Source organism: Leucobacter sp. USHLN154, from assembly GCF_037145595.1.
GTDB lineage: Bacteria > Actinomycetota > Actinomycetes > Actinomycetales > Microbacteriaceae > Leucobacter > Leucobacter alluvii.
The window spans coordinates 326,433-343,418 of sequence record NZ_JBBCXF010000002.1 but is presented as its reverse complement, the minus strand read 5'-3'; the positions used below and the strand labels follow the sequence as shown (position 1 = coordinate 343,418).

The following is a 16,986-nucleotide window of genomic DNA, read 5'->3' as shown; positions in this document are numbered from 1 at the left end:
CGGCGAGTCGGTGCGCCCCTACAGTGGACAGCGACGAACACAGAAGGAGACACCATGACGCAGGCGTTCTGGACCGATGAAGTGGGAGAGCTGCTGCGCGTGCGGCCCGGCTTCCAGCTGAGCGAGGTCGATCCTTCGGCCACTCCGGGCACGGATGCGCGCAAGCGCGAGGGATATCAGGAGCTCGAGCGAGCCGCTCAGGAGTTGCGTGTGCTGCAGGAGAAGCTCTTCGCGCAGAGCCGCTTGGGGGCGAAGGATCGCTTGCTCGTCGTGCTCCAGGCGATGGATGCTGCCGGCAAGGGCGGCATCGTCAACCACGTCTTCGGGCAGACCGAGCCCTACGGGCTCGCATTGACCGCCTTCAAGTCGCCGAGCGCTGAGGAGCGTGCGCACGACTTCCTCTGGCGCGTCGAGCGTCGGGTGCCGGAGGCGGGCGTGATCGGGGTGTTCGATCGTTCGCACTACGAGGACGTGCTCATCCAGAAGGTGCGCGGTTTCGCGACGCCCGAAGAGATCGAGCGGCGATACGGTGCCATCAACGAATTCGAATCGAGGATCACGGCTGAGGGCGTGCGCATCGTGAAGATCATGTTGCACATCTCGCCGGAGGAGCAGGCGGAGCGGCTCATCTCACGGCTGGACGACCCCGAGAAGCACTGGAAGTACAATCCCGGGGACGTCGATGAGCGGTTGCACTGGCCCGCGTACATGGAGGCGTTCCAGACCGCGATCGAGCGGACCCACTCGGAGACGGCGCCCTGGTACGTCGTACCCGCCAACGCCAAGTGGTACGCGCGCGTCGCGGTGCAGCGCATTGTGACAGCGGAGCTCGCGAAGCTCAGCCCGCATTGGCCGGAGCCGGAGTTCGACGTCGCCGCCGAGCGGCAGCGCGTGGTCGACTCGCTCGACATGCGCTGGCCCGCGTAGCGGATCCCGGGCCCGCCCGTCCCCGCCGGCCTGCTCACCACAGGTTGGAGACGGCAGTGCCGGACGCCGTCAGCGCGCGAACGCCTCCGTGATGGGGCGGAACTTCGACACGGTTTCCCCGAGCTCGTGGTCGGGATCGGACCCGGCGACGATGCCTCCGCCGGCACTCGCCACCACGGGCCGCGCTCCGGTCTGCGCATCGGGCGCTCCGAGTTGCGCGCAGCGGAGCGCGATGACCCATTCTCCATCGCCATCGGCGTCGATCCAGCCGACCGCGCCCGAGTAGCGGCCGCGGTCGAAGGGCTCCAGTTCGGCGATCGCTGCGACAGCGGTCGCTGTCGGAGTGCCCGCGACTGCGGCGGTCGGGTGCAGCGCGCCGACGAGCTCGATCGACGAGCTCTGCTCGCCGAGCGCCGCTCCGAGGTCGGTCGCGAGATGCCAGACGTTCGGCAGTTGCAGCGGAAAGGGCTCCTCGCTGGTGCGCAGGTCCCGCACGTGGGGGGACAGTGCGGTGACGACGCTCTGCACTGCGAATGCGTGCTCGTGCTGCTCTTTCGCGCTCGTCAGGAGTTCGTCCCTGGCGCGGGCGTCTCGCGCGGCGTCCTCGGAGTGGCGGCCCCTGGTCCCCGCGAGCACGCGCGCCGAGACGGCGCCGCTCGTCGACCTGATGAGCGTCTCTGGGCTCGCGCCGATGAGTCCGTCGACCGCGAAGGTCCAGCAATCGAGGTAGTGCTCGGCGAGGCGGGTGAGGGGCACCCGCAGGTCGGAGGCCCCGGGCAGCGCCCCCTCCAGCTGGCGGGCGATGACGATCTTCTCGAACTCGCCGCGCTCGATGCGAGCTCCCGCTTCGCGCACGCCCGCGAGGTATGACGCCACCGAGTCTCCACCGGTGGCGAGCGCGCGATCTCCGAAGCGGACGCCCTCCCACGCGCGGCTCGCCGGAGCATCGGGTACGGCGAGCGGTGCAGGATCAGCATCGACGGCGGCGATCTCCGTGATCCAAGCCTGCCCGCGGTGACGGGCGACCAGCAGACGCGGCACGATGAGCACGCTCTCGGCAGAGCTCTCGTCGGCGAACGCGAACGTTCCCAGCGCGATGAGGCCCGAGCCGGGCATGCGGACGGAGTCGTCGACGATCGCCGTCTCAGCGATCCGGCGCCATGCGGCAGCAGCATCGGTGAACCGGTGCGGACCGGAGAACGACAGGCGCAGCACCTCGCCGACCCCCACGCAGCCGCGATCCCCTCGCGTCCAGATCATCGGGGCGTTCGGGTCGGCGAGCGAGATGAGATCGGGGGCGTGCTCCAGAGGCCGGGTCGTCGCGCGCAGGCGGGGCGCCGGGGGAGTGCTCGTCACAGTGCCAATCTACTCCTCCCTCCTGGGCGCACTGGCCCGAGCGCTGCCGCCAGCACTGCTCCAGGAGTTGCATAGCCGTTCGGGATACGATGGAGGGGTGACCCGCCCCGATACCGCGACCAAGCACGCAGCAGACGTCTCCGCAATGTTCGATGAGGTCTCGCCGCGATACGACCTGATCAACGACGTGCTCACGGTCGGCAACGACCGGTTGTGGCGCGTGGCGACGACCAAAGCGATCGCACCGCGCAAGGGGATGCGGGTGCTCGACCTCGCGGCAGGCACCGGAACATCGTCGGCTGCCATCGCCGCGCACGGGGCGCACGTCGTCGCCGCGGACTTCTCCGAGGGGATGCTCGCCGAGGGGCGCAGACGGCATGCCGGCAACGACCTCATCGAGTTCCAATGGGCCGACGCGACGCAGTTGCCGTTCGCAGACGACGAATTCGATGCAGCCACCATTTCGTATGGGCTGCGCAACGTGAACGACCCGAAGGCGGCACTGCGTGAGATGCGTCGTGTGGTGAAGCCCGGCGGGCGAGTGGTCATCGCCGAGTTCTCGACGCCGCCCGCCGCCGTCGTGCGGGGGCCGTACGCCTTCTACGGTCGGCACGTGCTGCCCCGCATCGCCGGGGCCATCAATCGCGATGCCGCCGCCGCCTACCGCTATCTGAACGAATCGATCGAAGCGTGGCCCGACCAGGGTGAACTCGCTGCGTGGATGCGCGAGGCGGGGTTCGAACGCGTCGCCTACCGCAACCTCACGTTCGGCATCGTCGCGCTGCATCGCGGCTTCGTTCCGCGTGAAGCGCCGATGCGGCCCGCTGCTGCCAAGCCGGCTGCCGCGAAGAAGCCGGCTGCTGCCAAGCCCGCTGCCGCGAAGAAGCCCGCTGCAGCGAAGCCTGCTGCCGCGAAGGCGGCCGCTGCTGCGAAGCCCAGCGCTGCCGCGAAGCCCGCTGCTGCGAAATCCGCTGCCGCGAAGCCGACCGCCGCCAAGAAGCCTGCGGCCGCGAAGCCTGCGGCTGCGAAGCCTGCGGCCGCGAAGCCTGCGGCCGCGAAGCCTGCTTCCGCGAAGAAGCCGACTGCGCCGAAACCGGCCGCGCCGAAGCCCGCTGCTCCGCAGCCGCAAGCCTCGACAGAAGCCGCAGGCGAGACCGCCCCTCGACCTGGAGACACCCCGTGAGTCGTCCCATCGCCGAAGACACGGCAACCCAGGCGCTGCCGATGCGCCTGTTCCGCGGGGCGGCCGACCGTCGTCACGCCAAGGAGATCCAGCAGCAGCTCGAGCTCGTCGAATCCGAACTTCTCGAGCACCTTCGCTTCGCCTCACCGGTCGCCGACGCACCGGCGCGATACCTGATGGGTGCCGGAGGCAAGCGGATCCGCCCCATGCTCACGCTGCTGACGAGCGAGCTCGGCTCCGGACCGAACGAGCTGGTTCGTCGCGCGGCGGAGGCCGTCGAGATGACCCATCTCGCGTCGCTCTACCACGATGACGTCATGGACGATGCGAAGCTCCGTCGCGGTGTCGACGCGGCGCAGACGGTGTGGTCGAACTCGGTCGCGATCCTCGCCGGAGATCTGCTCTTCGCGCGCGCGTCATCGCTCGTCTCCGGAATGGGCGAGGAGGCGATCCTGCTGCAGGCCCGCACCTTCGAGCGGCTCTGCCTGGGGCAGCTGCACGAAACGGTCGGCCCGCAGGAGGGCGATGATCCGAAGGGGCACTACATCCAAGTGCTCGCAGACAAGACCGGCGCGCTCATCTCGACGGCCGCGCGCATGGGCGTGATGTTCGGCGAGGCTCCGGCGGAGTTCGCAGATCCGGTCACGGAGTACGGCGAGCGCATCGGCGTCGCCTTCCAGCTCATCGACGACGTCATCGACCTGTCGCCGAAGAAGGAGCAGACGGGCAAGCGCGCCGGCACCGACCTGCGCGCCGGCGTCGTCACGCTGCCGTATCTGCTGCTGCAAGACAGCGCGGCGGCCGGCAATGCTGAAGATGCGGCGCTGCTCGCACGCATCGAGGCGGGCGTCGCCGAGATTCGGGGCGGCGCGGATCCGGCGTTGCTCGATCCCGAGGTGCAGGCACTGCAGACGCACGCCGTCACCCGTGAGACCGAGGCCACCGCGCACCGCTGGGCCGCAGATGCCGTTCGCGCGCTCGATGCGCTGCCGAAGTCCTCGGTGAAGCGTGCGCTCGAGCGCATGGCCGACTCGATCGTCAACCGCGAGGGCTGACATCGGCGCGCTGCGGCGCCCTACGAACACCTCAATTCTCGACTCCCCGCGGAGAATACCGTCAGGGGAATGGAAGGAAGAACCGAGCGATGAGCAAGATGCGACTGGCGATCGTAGGAGCGGGACCTGCGGGTATCTACGCTGCTGACCTGCTGCTGAAGGCGGAACGCGATTTCGCGGTCGAGATCGACCTCTTCGAGCAGCTTCCCGCGCCGTACGGGCTGGTGCGCTACGGAGTCTCACCCGACCACCCGCGCATCAAGGGGATCATCACCGCATTGCGCGACGTGCTCGATCGCGCGAGCTCAGGGGAGACCGGCGAGGACTCGATTCGCTACTTCGGCAACGTCCGGTACGGGCAGGATCTGAAGCTCGAAGACCTCAAACGGCACTACCACGCGGTGATCTTCTCGACCGGCGCGATCCGCGACGCGGCGCTCGATATTCCCGGCATCGATGCGGCGGGCTCTTACGGGGCCGCCGATTTCGTGAGCTGGTTCGACGGCCACCCCGACGTTCCTCGCACCTGGCCGCTCGAAGCGAAGTCGGTGGGCGTCATCGGCAACGGCAACGTCGCGCTCGACGTCTCCCGCATGCTCATCAAGCACGCCGAAGACCTGCTTCCCACCGAGATTCCGCAGAACGTGCACGAGGGCCTCGAAGCGAACCCCATCGAAGAACTGCACCTCTTCGGCCGGCGCGGCCCGAAGTACGTGAAGTTCACGCCCCTCGAGCTGCGCGAGCTCGGCGAGGTGCGCGACGTCGACATGGTGATCGACGAGCGCGACTTCTCGCACGACGACGCGTTCGCCGACGAGACGCTCATGAAGAACAAACAGGTCATCGTGATGACTCGCATCATGGACAAGTGGCGCGACGAGCAGCGCGCACGCGAGGCAGGCGAAGTGGCGCCCGCTTCGCGTCGCCTGCACCTGCATTTCTGGTCGAAGCCCGTTGAGGTCGTGGTCGAGGACGGCCGCGTCGCGGGGCTGAAAGTCGAGCGCACAGCTCCCGACGGGCAGGGCGGCATCGTCGACACCGGCGAGTTCGAGATCGTGCCGATCCAGTCCATCTACCGCGCGGTCGGGTACTTCGGCTCCCCGCTCGACGAGATTCCGTTCGACGATGCGAAGGGCGTGATCCCGAACACGCAGGGGCGCGTACTCGACCTCGAAGGGCAGCAGATTCCCGGCGTCTACGCCACCGGTTGGATCAAGCGCGGCCCGGTCGGCCTCATCGGGCACACCAAGTCCGACGCGATGGAAACGCTCGAGTGCCTGCTCGAGGATCGCGACAACCTCTGGACTCCGGAGGAGTCCGAGCCGCAGGTCATTCCCGCGCTCCTCGAAGCGCGAGGCGTGCCGTACACGACGATCGAGGGCTGGCACCGCCTCGACGCGCACGAACTCGGCCTCGGAGAGCCGCACGGTCGCGCGCGCGTCAAGGTCGTGCCCCGAGACGAGATGACTCGCATCTCCCGCGGCGAGTAGCTGAGGCGCGGGCGGCGCGTCGTCAGCGCAGGAGCTGCTCGAGCTGCTCGAGGGTCTCGGCCGCCCCGGCGTCGATGCGCACCGTGACCGACTCGCGCGCATCGATCGCGGTCGGCCCGCGGTTGATGACGGCGATCGGGATGCCCCGCAGCTGCGCGCGATGCACGAGACGGATGCCGGTGTTCACCGCGAGCGAGGTTCCGATGAGCACGAGGCCGCCTGCGGAGGCGACCAGTGACTCGGCGGTCTCGAACACGGGTTTCGGTACGAGCTCGCCGAAGTAGACGACGTCGGGGCGGAGGATCGACCCGCACTCCGGGCACGTCGGGGCTTCGACGGAGTCGGTGCCGCTCACGATCGCATCACCATCCGGTGCGATCTCGGCCGCGGCATTGCGCGCGGCGAATCCCGGGTTGAGCTCATCGAACCAGCCGAGCACCTGATCGCGGGTGAAGCGATGGTCGTGCTCAACGCACCTGATCACGCTCCCGTTGCCGTGCAGCTCGACGACGCTTCGGGATCCTGCCCGTCGATGCAGGTTGTCGACGTTCTGCGTGATGACGCCGTTCGTCAGCCCGGCGGCTTCGAAGCGCGCCAGAGCGAGGTGACCGGCATTGGGCGCGACACCCGCAGCTCGCAGCGCGCCGACTCTCGCGCCGGCCCAGAAGCGGCGGCGGTAGGCCGGGTCCTCCATGAACTGCGAGATGCTCATGGGCGTGCGCGGGGGAGCACCAGCACCGCGATAATCGGGAATGCCCGAGTCCGTGCTGATGCCGGCGCCCGTGAGCACCGCGAGCGGTGCGGCTCCGAAGAGTCCCGCGAGCCGCTCGAGTGCGATCGAATGCGCCATGTGCCTCCTCTTCCGGCATTCACGCTAGCGCACGCAGGCGCGCGAGGTCAGGGGCTTCCGCCGAGGGCGCACGCGAGGCACGCGCTTCTCCGCCGGTAGAATCGGCTTCATGACCAGCGCGCGCGAACAGCTCATCGACCTCATCACGAGCGAAGCCGTCTTCCACGGCGACTTCACGCTCACCAGCGGCAAGCAGGCGACCTACTACATCGATCTGCGCAAGCTGAGCCTCGACCACCGTGCGGCGCCGCTCATCGGGCAGGTCATGCTCGACCTCATCGAGGATATCGACGGCGTCGTCGCGGTCGGCGGGCTCACGATGGGCGCTGACCCGATCGCTTCGGCGATCATGCACCAGGGCGTCGCGCAAGGCAAGGTGTACGACTCGTTCGTGGTGCGCAAGGAGCCGAAGGATCACGGCCGCGGCCGCCAGGTCGAGGGCCCCGACCTCGCCGGCAAGCGCGTGGTCGTGGTCGAGGACACGTCGACGACGGGCGGATCCCCCTTGCAGGCGATCGAGGCGCTGCAGAAGGTGGGCGCCGAGATCGCGGCGGTCGCGGTCGTGGTGGATCGCCAGGCGCCTGCCAAGGAGCGCATCGAGGCAGCGGGCTTCGAGTACCGCTACGCGATCGGCCTCGACGACCTCGGGCTCGACCCGCAGTAGCGCGCGCGGCCCGTGCGCTGCACGCGCCGAGACGGCGACGGCCTCCGAACCCGCCAGAGGATCGGAGGCCGTCGCCGCTTCAGTCGGGCTCAGAGCACCTTCGACAGGAACTGCCGCGTGCGCTCCTGCTTCGGATTCGAGAAGACCAGCTCGGGGTCGCCCTGCTCGATGATGGCTCCCGCATCCATGACGATGAGGCGATCCGCCACCTCGCGGGTGAAGCCCATCTCGTGGCTCACGATGATCATCGTCATGCCCGCCTTCGCGAGATCCTGCATCACCTGCAAGACCTCTCCCACCATCTCGGGGTCGAGCGCGCTCGTTGGCTCGTCGAACAGCATGAGAGCCGGGCGCATTGCGAGCGCCCGAGCGATCGCGACGCGCTGCTGCTGCCCGCCCGAGAGGGAGCGCGGCCGCACGTCGGCCTTGTCGGAGAGCCCGACGCGGTCGAGCAGTTCCCGTGCGTAGGCGATCGCTTCGGCCTTCTTCTCGCCCTTCACCCGCACCGGCGAATGCCAGATGTTCTCGAGCACCGTCATGTGCGGAAACAGGTTGAAGTGCTGGAAGACGAAGCCGATGTCGGCGCGCTGCGCGGCTAAGGCCTTCGCCGAGATCTCGGTGACCTTGCCGTTCTCGTTCACGCGCTCGCCGATGCGCTGCCCGTCGACGTAGATCTCGCCGCTGTCGATCGGTTCGAGCCGGTTGAGGGTGCGCAGGAAGGTCGTCTTGCCGGCGCCGGACGGCCCGACGAGCACGACCACTTCGCCGCGTTCGATCTCGAGCGACACATCCGTCAGAATGTGCCGGTCGCCGAACCACTTGTTGATGTCGACGGTGCGAACGATCGGCCCGTCCGATACGGAGACGGGGGCGGTGTACTCGCTGAGCGCGTTCATGCCGCGACTCCTTCCAGGTCGGCGATCGGGCTCTTCGGTGCGACGCGATCGCGCTTGCTGCGGAAGCCGAACAGGCGCTTCCAGATCGACTCCGCCTTCGGCAGGCCGGCCTTCGCGTTCAACCAGTTCTCGATCATGGTCTGGATGACCGTCCACACCGTCGTGAGGAGCAAGTAGTACAGCGCGACGACGATGTAGATCTCGAAGACCTTGAACGTTGCAGCGCTCATCGAGCTGCCCACCTGGAACATCTCGGCGACGCCGATGATGGAGAGGATCGATGTGCTCTTCATCAGGCCGTTGAAGGAGTTGCCGAGCGGCGGCACCATGACGCGGATCGCCTGGGGCACGATGATCCACCGCATCGAGGCGAGGGGAGTCATGCCGAGCGACAGCGCCGCTTCGGTCTGACCCTTCTCGATCGACTCGAGCCCGCCGCGCACGATCTCCGAGATGTACGCGCTCTCATTGAGCATGAGCGCGACGATCGCCGCTTGCACGGCTCCCTTGATGAGGAAGCCGACTGTGACGTCCTGGAGTTGCATGGTCAGGTTCAGATCTTCGAATCTGAACAGGTTCGCCGCGGCGAAACCGGTGTAGATGATGACGAGTTGGACGAGCAGCGGGGTGCCGCGCACGATCCAGATGTAGAGGCTCGCGAAGATGCGGAGCGGCACGAAGCGGCTTCGGCCCATGAGCGCGATGAGCAGGCCCAGCACCAGTGCAAGCGCCATCGCGGCGATCGAGATCACGATGGTGAGCGCGAGTCCGTTGAGGAAGCTCTCGCTCGGCGTGAAGAGGCTCTGCCAGAAGTAGTCCCAGTCGAATTTCATGAAGTGTCTTTCCTGTTGCCGATGTCTGCGGCGGCCGGCTGGGCCACCGCAGACATCGGGTTACTCGGGCTGGGTGATGTCGTTGCTCTCGACGCCCCACTCGGCGAGGATGTCGGTGTAGGTGCCGTCGTCGATCATGGCCGCGAAGGCCTCGTCGAGCGCGTCGTTCAGCTCGGTGTTGTCTTTGAGCGTGGCCGCGCCGATGCGGATCTTGCCGAAGGGCTCGCCGACCGCGACGAGGTCGCCGTCGGACTGCTGCTCGTAGTAGCTCATGATCTCGGTGGTGTCGATGAAGGCGTCGGCCTGATCGGCGAGCACCTGCTGCAGCGCGCCGGTCGCCTCGTCGACGAGGGTGATCGCGATCGGCTCCTTGCCGTCGGCGACGCACTCGTCAGACTTCTCCTGGGCGGATGCGGCGCCCGTCGCGCCCGTGATGCCGACGACCTTGGTGCCGCAGAGCGAGTCGTCGAACCCGGTGACGTCCTTCGGGTTGTCCTTGCTCACCGCGACGGCAGTGCCCGAGTAGAGGTAGGGAACGAAGTTCGCGATCTCCTCGCGCTCCGGCTTGATGTAGAGCGAGCCCATGATGACGTCGCACTGCTTCGCCTGCAACGCGGGGATGAGGCCGGCGAACGAGTACTCGCCGAGCGTGGTGCTCACGCCGAGCTTGTCGGCGAGCGCGTTCGCGATGTCGATCTCGACGCCCTGCAGCTCGTTGTTGTCGTCGTAGAAGATGTTGGGTGCGCTATCGCCGGTGCAGACGGTGAGCGTGCCCTCCTTGATGATGGTCGGGGGTGCGAGGGTCGCTTCCGCGGAGCTCGTGTCGCCGGAGCCGCCTGCGTCGCCGGCGTCGTTCGAGGTCACGGTGCACGCGGCGAGCGACAGCATGAGGCCGGCGGCCGCGGTGAGTGCCAGCGCGGGAGCGATGCGCCGCGCGGATGGGGGGAAAGCCACGATGATTTCTCCGTTCGGTGGACCCCGGCTGGTGCCGGGAGAAACATTGCATACTCCGATTCGTTCGGGTGTATGCTCGATCAGCAGTTGGTCAGACCAACCGATGAACTGAATGGAACATACCCCGGGTTCGGCTCCCACGTCAACGGGCAGGCCGAGCCGAAATGCAACTGAAACACAACCGGCCCCATCACGGGGTCGGATAGCATCACGAGGACGCAGACCGCATCCCGCGAGCACGATGGAGGCACACGTGGACTGGAACGACATCGGTCGGGCGACGACGCTGTCGCTGCCGGATCGGCTCTCGGTCGACATCGAGCGACTCATCCTCGACGGCAAACTCGCCCCGGGGGAGCGCCTTCCACCCGAGCGCGAACTCGCCGATCACTTCGGCGTCTCGCGCGTCTCGATCCGCGAAGCGCTGCGTGAACTCGAGAACCGCGGCCTCATCGACCGCCGCCCGGGTCGGGGCACGATCGTCCTCGGACCCGGCGAACGCGCCGACGTCGCGGATGGGGCGCTCGGAGGGCTCGCCGCCCTGCGCCCGGAACTGCACGACATCATGGAGCTGCGCGCCATCGTCGAACCGCCGATCGCCCGCATCACCGCCACACGCGCGACCGACCGCGACATCGCGCAGCTGCGCGAACTCGTGGAGGCCATGGAAGTCGACGTCACGAAAGAGCGCTACGCCGAGCTCGACCGCGCATTCCACCAGGCCATCGCGCAGTACGCCCACAACCCGCTCCTCGAACTCATCAACGAGCAGATCGCGCAGCGCATCGCGCCGAGTCGGGCGAGCCGCTATCAGACGCGGGCACGACGCCAGGCTTCGAGCATCGCCCACCGACGCATCTTCGAAGCGATCGCCGCCGGCGACGCAGCGCTCGCCGAAGACGAAGCGCGCGCTCACGTGCTCGACATCAGCAACCAGATCGCGCATGCCGCGACGACCCAGGAGGAACTCCCCGTATGACGACCGCATCTGCCGCTCGCGGCGCCATCTCGACCTCACACCACCTGGCGACGGAAGCCGGTGCCGCGGTGCTGCGGGCCGGCGGCAACGCCATCGACGCGGCGATCGCGGCAGCAGCCACCCTCTGCGTGGTCTACCCGAACAACGTCGCACTCGGCGGAGATCTCGTGGCGCTCGTGCGCAACCCCGAGGGCGAGGTGCGGTTCTTGAACGCGACGGGCACCGCTCCGGCCGGCCAGTCGATCGACGTGCTGCGGGAGCGCTACGGCGACCTGCTCCCAGTGCGCGGCATCGACACCGTCACGGTGCCCGGCGGCATCTGCGGCTGGAACGCCCTGCACGAGTACGGCGCCACACGTCGATGGGAGCAGCACCTCGAAGCGGCGACCCGGCACGCCGAGGCGGGCGTGCCCACCGCCCGGTCGGTCGCCGCCGCGATCGTCGAGAACCGCGAGGTGCTGGAGCTCGACGAGGGGTGCCGCGGAGTGTTCTTCGATCAGGGGCTGCCGCTCGTCGAAGGCGCCCCGTTCGTGCAACCGGCGCTCGCCGCATCGTTGCGGGCGCTCGCAGCCGGCGGATCCGCCGCGTTCTACGAAGGCGAGCTCGCCGAGCGATGGGTCGCCGGCCTGCAGAAGCTCGGTTCACGCATCACCCTCGCCGACACCGCCGCGTACTCCGCGGAGTGGGGCGAGCCGCTCGAAGGATCGTTCCGAGCGCACCGCGTGCTCACGGGCCCGCCCAACACCTCAGGCTTCATGCTCCTGCGCGCGCTCCGAGACATCGAGGCGGGCATCGAGGATCCGCTCGGGCGCGGTGCCGGCGAACTCGCCCGCTCGTTCCGCGCGAGCAACGCCGTGCGAGCGGCGTCCCTCGCCGACCCGCGCTTCGGCGGCGCGACTGGGAGCGACCTGATCGACGCGGAGGCCCCCGCGCACCCGCCCGTGCGGGAGGCCAAACCGAGCGGCGACACGGTCGGGCTCAGCGCCGTGAGCGCCGACGGCTGGGCCATCTCCCTCATCAACTCCGTGTACTTCGGATTCGGCGCTGCCGTGCTCGAGCCGGAGACGGGCATTCTCTTCCAGAATCGCGGGACGTCGTTCTCGCTCGACCCCGCGCACCCGAACGCGTTCGGCCCCGGCAAGCGGCCGCGGCACACGCTCATGCCCGTGCTCGTGCTCCGAGGCGACGAACTCGCATGGGTGCCCGCGACGATGGGCGGGTCGGCGCAACCGCAGATCCACACGCAGCTGCTGGTGCGGTCCCTCGCCGGTGCGACCCCGCAGGAGGCGACGCACGCGCCGCGCTGGATCGTCGACGAACCCGGCGCCGACGGGGTCGTGCGCGTTACCATCGAAGAGGACGTGCCCGCCGCGGTGCACCAAGCGCTCGCCGAGGCCGGATTCCCACTGAAGGTCGTGCCTCCCGTCGACGAGGATCTCGGCCACTCGAACCTGATCCGACTCGCGCAGGAGGGCGTCCACGGGGCCGACGGCGTCGACGCCGCGAGCGATCCGCGATCCGACGGCTCCGCGATCGTCGTCTGAAACGACCAGCCGGCATGCACCCGAACGCGCGCGTCCCACACGAACTCTCAGCACCAGCTTCAGCGAGAAAGCAGCACATGAACCAGATTGTCCGCCCCGGATTTCTCCCGCTCCTCCTCGTCGGCATCGCCGGCGGCATTCTGTCCGGGCTCTTCGGAATCGGCGGCGGCACCATCATCGTGCCCGCACTCGCGCTCTGGTTGAGCATGCCCCAGAAGCTCTCGGCCGGAACGTCGGTAGCGGCGATCCTGCCCACCGCGATCGTCGGTGCGACGACCTACGGGCTGCAGGGCCACGTCGACTGGATCGCCGGCGCCTGCCTCGCCGTCGGCATCGTTGCCGGGGCGCAGCTGGGCGCCGCGCTGCTCGCGAAACTGCCGGTCGGCGCGATCCAGTGGGGGTTCATGGGCTTCCTCGCGATCGTGATCGTGAGTCTCTGGTTCGTCGTGCCGCAGCGCGGTGACGAGATCGAGATCTCCGTGTTGACGGTGATCATGCTCATCGTGACCGGCTTCATCACGGGTGTGCTGTCGGGCCTGCTCGGCGTCGGCGGCGGCGTCGTCGTCGTGCCCGTGCTCATGTTCTTCTTCAGCTCGAGCGACCTCATCGCGAAGGGAACCTCGCTCTTCATGATGATTCCCGGATCGATCTCGGGCACCATCGGCAACTTCCGCAGGCAGAACGTCGACCTGCGCGCTGCGGCGATCGTGGGGCTCGGCGCGTGCGTCTTCGTGCCGGTCGGCAACCTCTTCGCCGTGCTGATCGACCCCTTCTGGGGCAACGTGGCCTTCTCGATCTACCTCGTCTTCATCCTCATCCAGATGCTGGTGCGCAAGCTCCGCAAGAAGAAGTAGCGCCCCGGCGCGCTCCGCCCCGCTGCCGCTGCGAGCGGGGTCACTCTCGGAGGGTGTCGCAGCGGTGCGCGACAGCAACACCCTCCGCAAGTGACCCGCCTCGGCGCGCGCGTGGCAGCGGGGTCACTCTTCGTGCGTGTTGCACCGCCGACACGCACGAAGAGTGACCCCGCTCGCCGCCCGAAAAGCGCCCGAAGAGCGCCCGTCTCATCGCGTGGCGCGTCCGCGAATCGCCTGGAGAGCGCACGCCGCACCGAGCACGGCGACGATCCCGATCCCGACGGCCATCGTCTGAGCCGAACCCGCCGCGGTCGGGCCGCCAGCCACGACGAGCATGCCGACGACGGACGACGATACGGCGTTGGCGATGAGCTGCGTGGTGCTGACACCGGCCGCCGCCTTCCCGCCCTCGACCGGGTCATCGGTGCTGCGCATCGCCGCGACGCTGAGATGGGGGAATGCCATGCCGATGCCACTTCCGGCTGCGAACAGCACAGCCGCCCAGGCCACGACGAGCCAGGCGCCGGCTTCAGGAGTGACGAGAGCTGCGTAGCCGAAGAGTCCGGCGGCGAGGATCGCCGGGCCGAGCAGCATGACCGCGTTTCGGCCGCGCTGTGACTCGATGTTGACGCTGCAGAGTTGCGCGGCGGTCCACCCGACGGAGAGCGACGCACCGAGGAAGCCGGCGAGGAGCGGTGGCAGGCCGGCGAGTTCCTGTCCGAACAGCGGAATGAAGGCCTCGGTCATCGCCCCGGCGCTCAAGAGCCCGAGCGCGAGATACACCCACTTCAGCGCATTGCCGCGTCGGTACGTGAGCTTCGGCAGCACCGTCGTCGCGCCGAATCGTTCACGGAGCACGAAGGCGAACAGCAGGAGCACTGCGGCCGCCAGGCACGCGACCGTGCTCGCACCGCGGGGCAGCACCGATGCGACGCTGAACGCGGCCGCCGTCGATGCGAGGAGCGCGAGCGAGAGCACCGGCACCGACGGAACCTCCCCCGTCTGCTCGGCGCCACCCGGAACCGCGTTGCGCGACACCCAGGCGAGAACGAGGGCGAGCAGAGCCATCGTCGCGAACGCCCCTCGCCAGAGTCCGATCTGCGCGAAGAGCCCTCCGAGGGCCGGCCCGAGAAGATTGCCGACGCCCCACATCGCGGAGACGAGGCCCGCAGCTCGTGTCCACAGCCGCTCGGGCAGCGCCGTGCGGATCACCGCGTACCCGAGGCCCGCGAGCAGGCCGCCGCCGAGGCCCTGCACGGTGCGCCCGACGAGCAGCAGCTCCATGGATGGTGCGAGCATGTTGATGAGCGTGCCCAGGGCGAACACCGCGAACGCCCCGACGTACGCTCTCGCCGCACCCGAGCGGGCGACGGTGCGCGTCACGAGCATCGATGAGATGACTGAGGCGGTGAGAAACACGGTCGCTGCCCACGCGAAGTACTGAGCGCCCCCGAATTCGTCCACCGCGGATGGCAGAAGCGCGGCTGTCACGTAGACGTTCGTCGCGTACAGTGCGACGCCGCCCGCGAGAACGAGGGCGGCCGGGAGGTGGCCTGGGCTGAACAACTCGCTCCAGCTCCCCGGCCTCGGCGGTCGCCCGCTGCGGAGGCGGCCGCGCCCCTGGGCGGCGGCATCGGTTGCGATGATCGGGAGGTCAGCGGTGTGATTCGGCATTCCTGTACCGTAAAACCTGAACTAAGGTTGAGGTCAAGTGGTCGATGTGGTGTCGACTGCTGGTGGGAGGGAAGATGCCTGAATCCGAGCCCGTGACGCGTGCACCGACCGACCTGCTCTCCGTCGGCGAGGTGGCCGCGCGCACGGGAGTAGCCGTCTCAGCACTCCACTTCTACGAGCGCGAGGGCCTCATCAGCAGCGTGCGGACCGCGGGCAACCAGCGCCGCTACGCACGACACGTGCTGCGCCGCATCGCCATCATCCGGGTGGCGGCCCGCATGGGGGTGCCGCTCGCCGAAGTCGCAGAGGAACTCTCCAGCCTGCCGGCGGACCGCATGCCGAGTCGACGCGATTGGGAGCGCATCAGCGAGCACTGGCGCGGCAAGCTCGAAGCGCGCAGGCTCGAGATCGAACGCATGGAGCGCGAACTCACGGGCTGCATCGGTTGCGGATGCCTGTCACTCGGTACCTGTCGGGTCTTCAATCCCGGAGACGCGCTGTCCGTCGACGGACCGGGCCCGCGCCTGCTCCCCGAGATCGACCCGAAATCGCTCGATCCCGTCGCACCCGCCGCCGGGGCCCCGCCGGCGCCGTAGCCGCCCCGCGCCCGCCCGGTAGCCGCCCGCCCGCCCGTCCGGCCGGTAGCCGGGTCACTTCGGGAGGGTGTCGCGGCCGGTCACAACTCCGACACGCTCCCGAAGTGACCCGCCTCGCTGGGCGGGGCTGGGCTGGGCTGGGTCAGGCTGGGTGGACTGGGCCGTGGCACCACTGCCCACTGCCACCACTGCCCTCTGCAGCGGGGTCACTCTTCGTGCGTGTTGCACCGCCGACACGCACGAAGAGTGACCCCGCTCGCACGGGGGAGGGGGAGAAGAGAAAGGGGTAACAGCGTCTACAGCAGGTCGGCGACCGAGCCGAGCACCTCGTCGGGGCGGAACGGGAAGCGCTCGATCTCTGCGCGGTCCGAGATGCCGGTCATCACGAGCACCGTGTGCAGGCCCGCCTCGATGCCGGCCACCACGTCGGTGTCCATGCGGTCGCCGATCATGCCGGTGTTGTGCGAGTGGGCGCCGATCTGGTTGAGAGCCGAGCGGAACATCATCGGGTTCGGCTTGCCGATGATGTAGGGGTGCTTGCCCGTCGCCTTCGTGATGAGCGCGTTGATCGCTCCCGTTGCGGGAAGGGGCCCTTCGTGGCTCGGCCCGGTCGCGTCGGGATTGGTCGAGATGAAGCGAGCGCCCTTGATGATGAGCCGGATCGCCTTCGTGATCGCCTCGAACGAGTAATTGCGGGTCTCGCCGACCACCACGAAGTCGGGGTTCGATTCGGTCATGACGTAGCCCGCATCGTGCAGCGCGGTGAGGATCCCGGCCTCGCCGATCACGAACGCCGAGCCGCCGGGCTGTTGCTGCTTCAAGAAGGCGGCCGTGGCGAGCGCGCTCGTCCAGATGCGGTCCTCGGGCACCGAGATTCCCGAGGCGGCGAGACGGGCACTGAGGTCGCGTGCGGTGAAGATGGAGTTGTTCGTGAGCACGAGGTAGGGGATCTCGTTCTCGCGCCAGTGCTTGATGAGGTCGGCGGCGCCGGGAACGGCGCGGTTCTCGTGCACCAGCACGCCGTCCATATCGGTGAGCCAGCATTCGATCTCAGCGCGGCGAGGGTGCGGTTCGTTCTGAGTCATGCCCACAGCGTATCTCGCACGTGTGAACAGGCAGTTTCGCGGCGCA

The 16,986-nt window shown here is 68.5% G+C and carries 16 protein-coding genes; 9 read left to right on the top strand and 7 right to left on the bottom strand.

Going from position 1 to position 16,986, the window contains the following annotated elements:
* Positions 1–54: 54 nt before the first annotated feature.
* Complete coding sequence (locus tag WFH23_RS05645) at positions 55–927, top strand: PPK2 family polyphosphate kinase (RefSeq protein ID WP_336661856.1); 873 nt, start codon at positions 55–57, stop codon at positions 925–927.
* A 69-nt stretch (positions 928–996) separates the two neighbouring features.
* Here the strand turns inward: WFH23_RS05645 and WFH23_RS05640 are convergent, their stop codons facing one another.
* The gene (locus WFH23_RS05640; protein WP_336661855.1) at positions 997–2,283 is read right to left on the bottom strand and encodes an isochorismate synthase; all 1,287 of its coding nucleotides are present in this window, start codon (positions 2,281–2,283) and stop codon (positions 997–999) included.
* Between the two features lie 97 nt (positions 2,284–2,380).
* Between WFH23_RS05640 and WFH23_RS05635 the strand changes: the two genes are divergently transcribed.
* From WFH23_RS05635 to WFH23_RS05625, 3 genes are all read left to right on the top strand, one after another.
* Positions 2,381–3,466: a class I SAM-dependent methyltransferase gene (locus WFH23_RS05635; protein WP_336661854.1), complete on the top strand. Its 1,086-nt coding sequence runs from the start codon at positions 2,381–2,383 to the stop codon at positions 3,464–3,466.
* Between the two features lie 41 nt (positions 3,467–3,507).
* Positions 3,508–4,521 carry a polyprenyl synthetase family protein gene (locus WFH23_RS05630; protein ID WP_176698417.1) on the top strand — a complete coding sequence of 338 codons (1,014 nt, stop codon included), beginning with the start codon at positions 3,508–3,510 and terminating at the stop codon, positions 4,519–4,521.
* Between the two features lie 89 nt (positions 4,522–4,610).
* Positions 4,611–6,011, top strand: coding sequence for an FAD-dependent oxidoreductase (locus WFH23_RS05625; RefSeq protein ID WP_336661853.1), 1,401 nt, complete (start codon positions 4,611–4,613; stop codon positions 6,009–6,011).
* 22 nt (positions 6,012–6,033) lie between these two features.
* Here the strand turns inward: WFH23_RS05625 and WFH23_RS05620 are convergent, their stop codons facing one another.
* The gene (locus WFH23_RS05620) at positions 6,034–6,861 is read right to left on the bottom strand and encodes a Sir2 family NAD-dependent protein deacetylase (protein WP_336661852.1); all 828 of its coding nucleotides are present in this window, start codon (positions 6,859–6,861) and stop codon (positions 6,034–6,036) included.
* 109 nt (positions 6,862–6,970) lie between these two features.
* Between WFH23_RS05620 and pyrE the strand changes: the two genes are divergently transcribed.
* On the top strand, positions 6,971–7,525 hold the full coding sequence (pyrE, locus tag WFH23_RS05615) for an orotate phosphoribosyltransferase (RefSeq protein WP_336661851.1): 555 nt from the start codon (positions 6,971–6,973) through the stop codon (positions 7,523–7,525).
* Positions 7,526–7,614: 89 nt separating this feature from the next.
* Here the strand turns inward: pyrE and WFH23_RS05610 are convergent, their stop codons facing one another.
* From WFH23_RS05610 to WFH23_RS05600, 3 genes are read right to left on the bottom strand one after another with little or no spacing between them, the layout of a single operon-like run.
* Positions 7,615–8,421 (bottom strand): amino acid ABC transporter ATP-binding protein, encoded by an 807-nt coding sequence (locus WFH23_RS05610; RefSeq protein WP_090152551.1) that lies wholly within the window; start codon positions 8,419–8,421, stop codon positions 7,615–7,617.
* Entirely contained in the window at positions 8,418–9,254 is an 837-nt protein-coding gene (locus WFH23_RS05605; protein ID WP_090152548.1) for an amino acid ABC transporter permease, read from the bottom strand. The genes WFH23_RS05610 and WFH23_RS05605 overlap by 4 nt, the downstream gene beginning before the upstream one ends.
* A gap of 60 nt (positions 9,255–9,314) precedes the next feature.
* A complete protein-coding gene (locus WFH23_RS05600; RefSeq protein WP_336661850.1) occupies positions 9,315–10,208 on the bottom strand; it encodes an ABC transporter substrate-binding protein in 894 nt (297 codons plus the stop codon).
* Positions 10,209–10,461: 253 nt separating this feature from the next.
* Between WFH23_RS05600 and WFH23_RS05595 the strand changes: the two genes are divergently transcribed.
* From WFH23_RS05595 to WFH23_RS05585, 3 genes are all read left to right on the top strand, one after another.
* A complete protein-coding gene (locus WFH23_RS05595) occupies positions 10,462–11,187 on the top strand; it encodes a FadR/GntR family transcriptional regulator (protein ID WP_336661849.1) in 726 nt (241 codons plus the stop codon).
* Positions 11,184–12,731 (top strand): gamma-glutamyltransferase family protein, encoded by a 1,548-nt coding sequence (locus WFH23_RS05590; RefSeq protein ID WP_336661848.1) that lies wholly within the window; start codon positions 11,184–11,186, stop codon positions 12,729–12,731. The genes WFH23_RS05595 and WFH23_RS05590 overlap by 4 nt, the downstream gene beginning before the upstream one ends.
* A 77-nt stretch (positions 12,732–12,808) precedes the next feature.
* Positions 12,809–13,585, top strand: coding sequence for a sulfite exporter TauE/SafE family protein (locus WFH23_RS05585; RefSeq protein ID WP_090152535.1), 777 nt, complete (start codon positions 12,809–12,811; stop codon positions 13,583–13,585).
* Positions 13,586–13,792: 207 nt separating this feature from the next.
* Here WFH23_RS05585 and WFH23_RS05580 read toward each other — a convergent pair whose 3' ends face one another.
* A complete protein-coding gene (locus WFH23_RS05580; RefSeq protein ID WP_336661847.1) occupies positions 13,793–15,259 on the bottom strand; it encodes an MFS transporter in 1,467 nt (488 codons plus the stop codon).
* Between the two features lie 74 nt (positions 15,260–15,333).
* Between WFH23_RS05580 and soxR the strand changes: the two genes are divergently transcribed.
* Entirely contained in the window at positions 15,334–15,855 is a 522-nt protein-coding gene (gene soxR / locus WFH23_RS05575; RefSeq protein WP_336661846.1) for a redox-sensitive transcriptional activator SoxR, read from the top strand.
* Between the two features lie 296 nt (positions 15,856–16,151).
* Here the strand turns inward: soxR and WFH23_RS05570 are convergent, their stop codons facing one another.
* Positions 16,152–16,940, bottom strand: coding sequence for an HAD-IIA family hydrolase (locus WFH23_RS05570; RefSeq protein WP_336661845.1), 789 nt, complete (start codon positions 16,938–16,940; stop codon positions 16,152–16,154).
* Positions 16,941–16,986 lie beyond the last annotated feature (46 nt).

Bases quoted from the DNA above. Each gene is read 5' to 3' on its own strand.
- WFH23_RS05645 (WP_336661856.1), top strand. From the start codon at position 55: ATGACGCAGGCGTTCTGGACCGATGAAGTGGGAGAGCTGCTGCGCGTG.
- WFH23_RS05630 (WP_176698417.1), top strand. From the start codon at position 3,508: ATGCGCCTGTTCCGCGGGGCGGCCGACCGTCGTCACGCCAAGGAGATC.
- WFH23_RS05625 (WP_336661853.1), top strand. From the start codon at position 4,611: ATGAGCAAGATGCGACTGGCGATCGTAGGAGCGGGACCTGCGGGTATC.
- WFH23_RS05620 (WP_336661852.1), bottom strand. From the start codon at position 6,861: ATGGCGCATTCGATCGCACTCGAGCGGCTCGCGGGACTCTTCGGAGCC.
- pyrE (WP_336661851.1), top strand. From the start codon at position 6,971: ATGACCAGCGCGCGCGAACAGCTCATCGACCTCATCACGAGCGAAGCC.
- WFH23_RS05610 (WP_090152551.1), bottom strand. From the start codon at position 8,421: ATGAACGCGCTCAGCGAGTACACCGCCCCCGTCTCCGTATCGGACGGG.
- WFH23_RS05605 (WP_090152548.1), bottom strand. From the start codon at position 9,254: ATGAAATTCGACTGGGACTACTTCTGGCAGAGCCTCTTCACGCCGAGC.
- WFH23_RS05590 (WP_336661848.1), top strand. From the start codon at position 11,184: ATGACGACCGCATCTGCCGCTCGCGGCGCCATCTCGACCTCACACCAC.
- WFH23_RS05585 (WP_090152535.1), top strand. From the start codon at position 12,809: ATGAACCAGATTGTCCGCCCCGGATTTCTCCCGCTCCTCCTCGTCGGC.
- WFH23_RS05580 (WP_336661847.1), bottom strand. From the start codon at position 15,259: ATGCCGAATCACACCGCTGACCTCCCGATCATCGCAACCGATGCCGCC.
- soxR (WP_336661846.1), top strand. From the start codon at position 15,334: ATGCCTGAATCCGAGCCCGTGACGCGTGCACCGACCGACCTGCTCTCC.
- WFH23_RS05570 (WP_336661845.1), bottom strand. From the start codon at position 16,940: ATGACTCAGAACGAACCGCACCCTCGCCGCGCTGAGATCGAATGCTGG.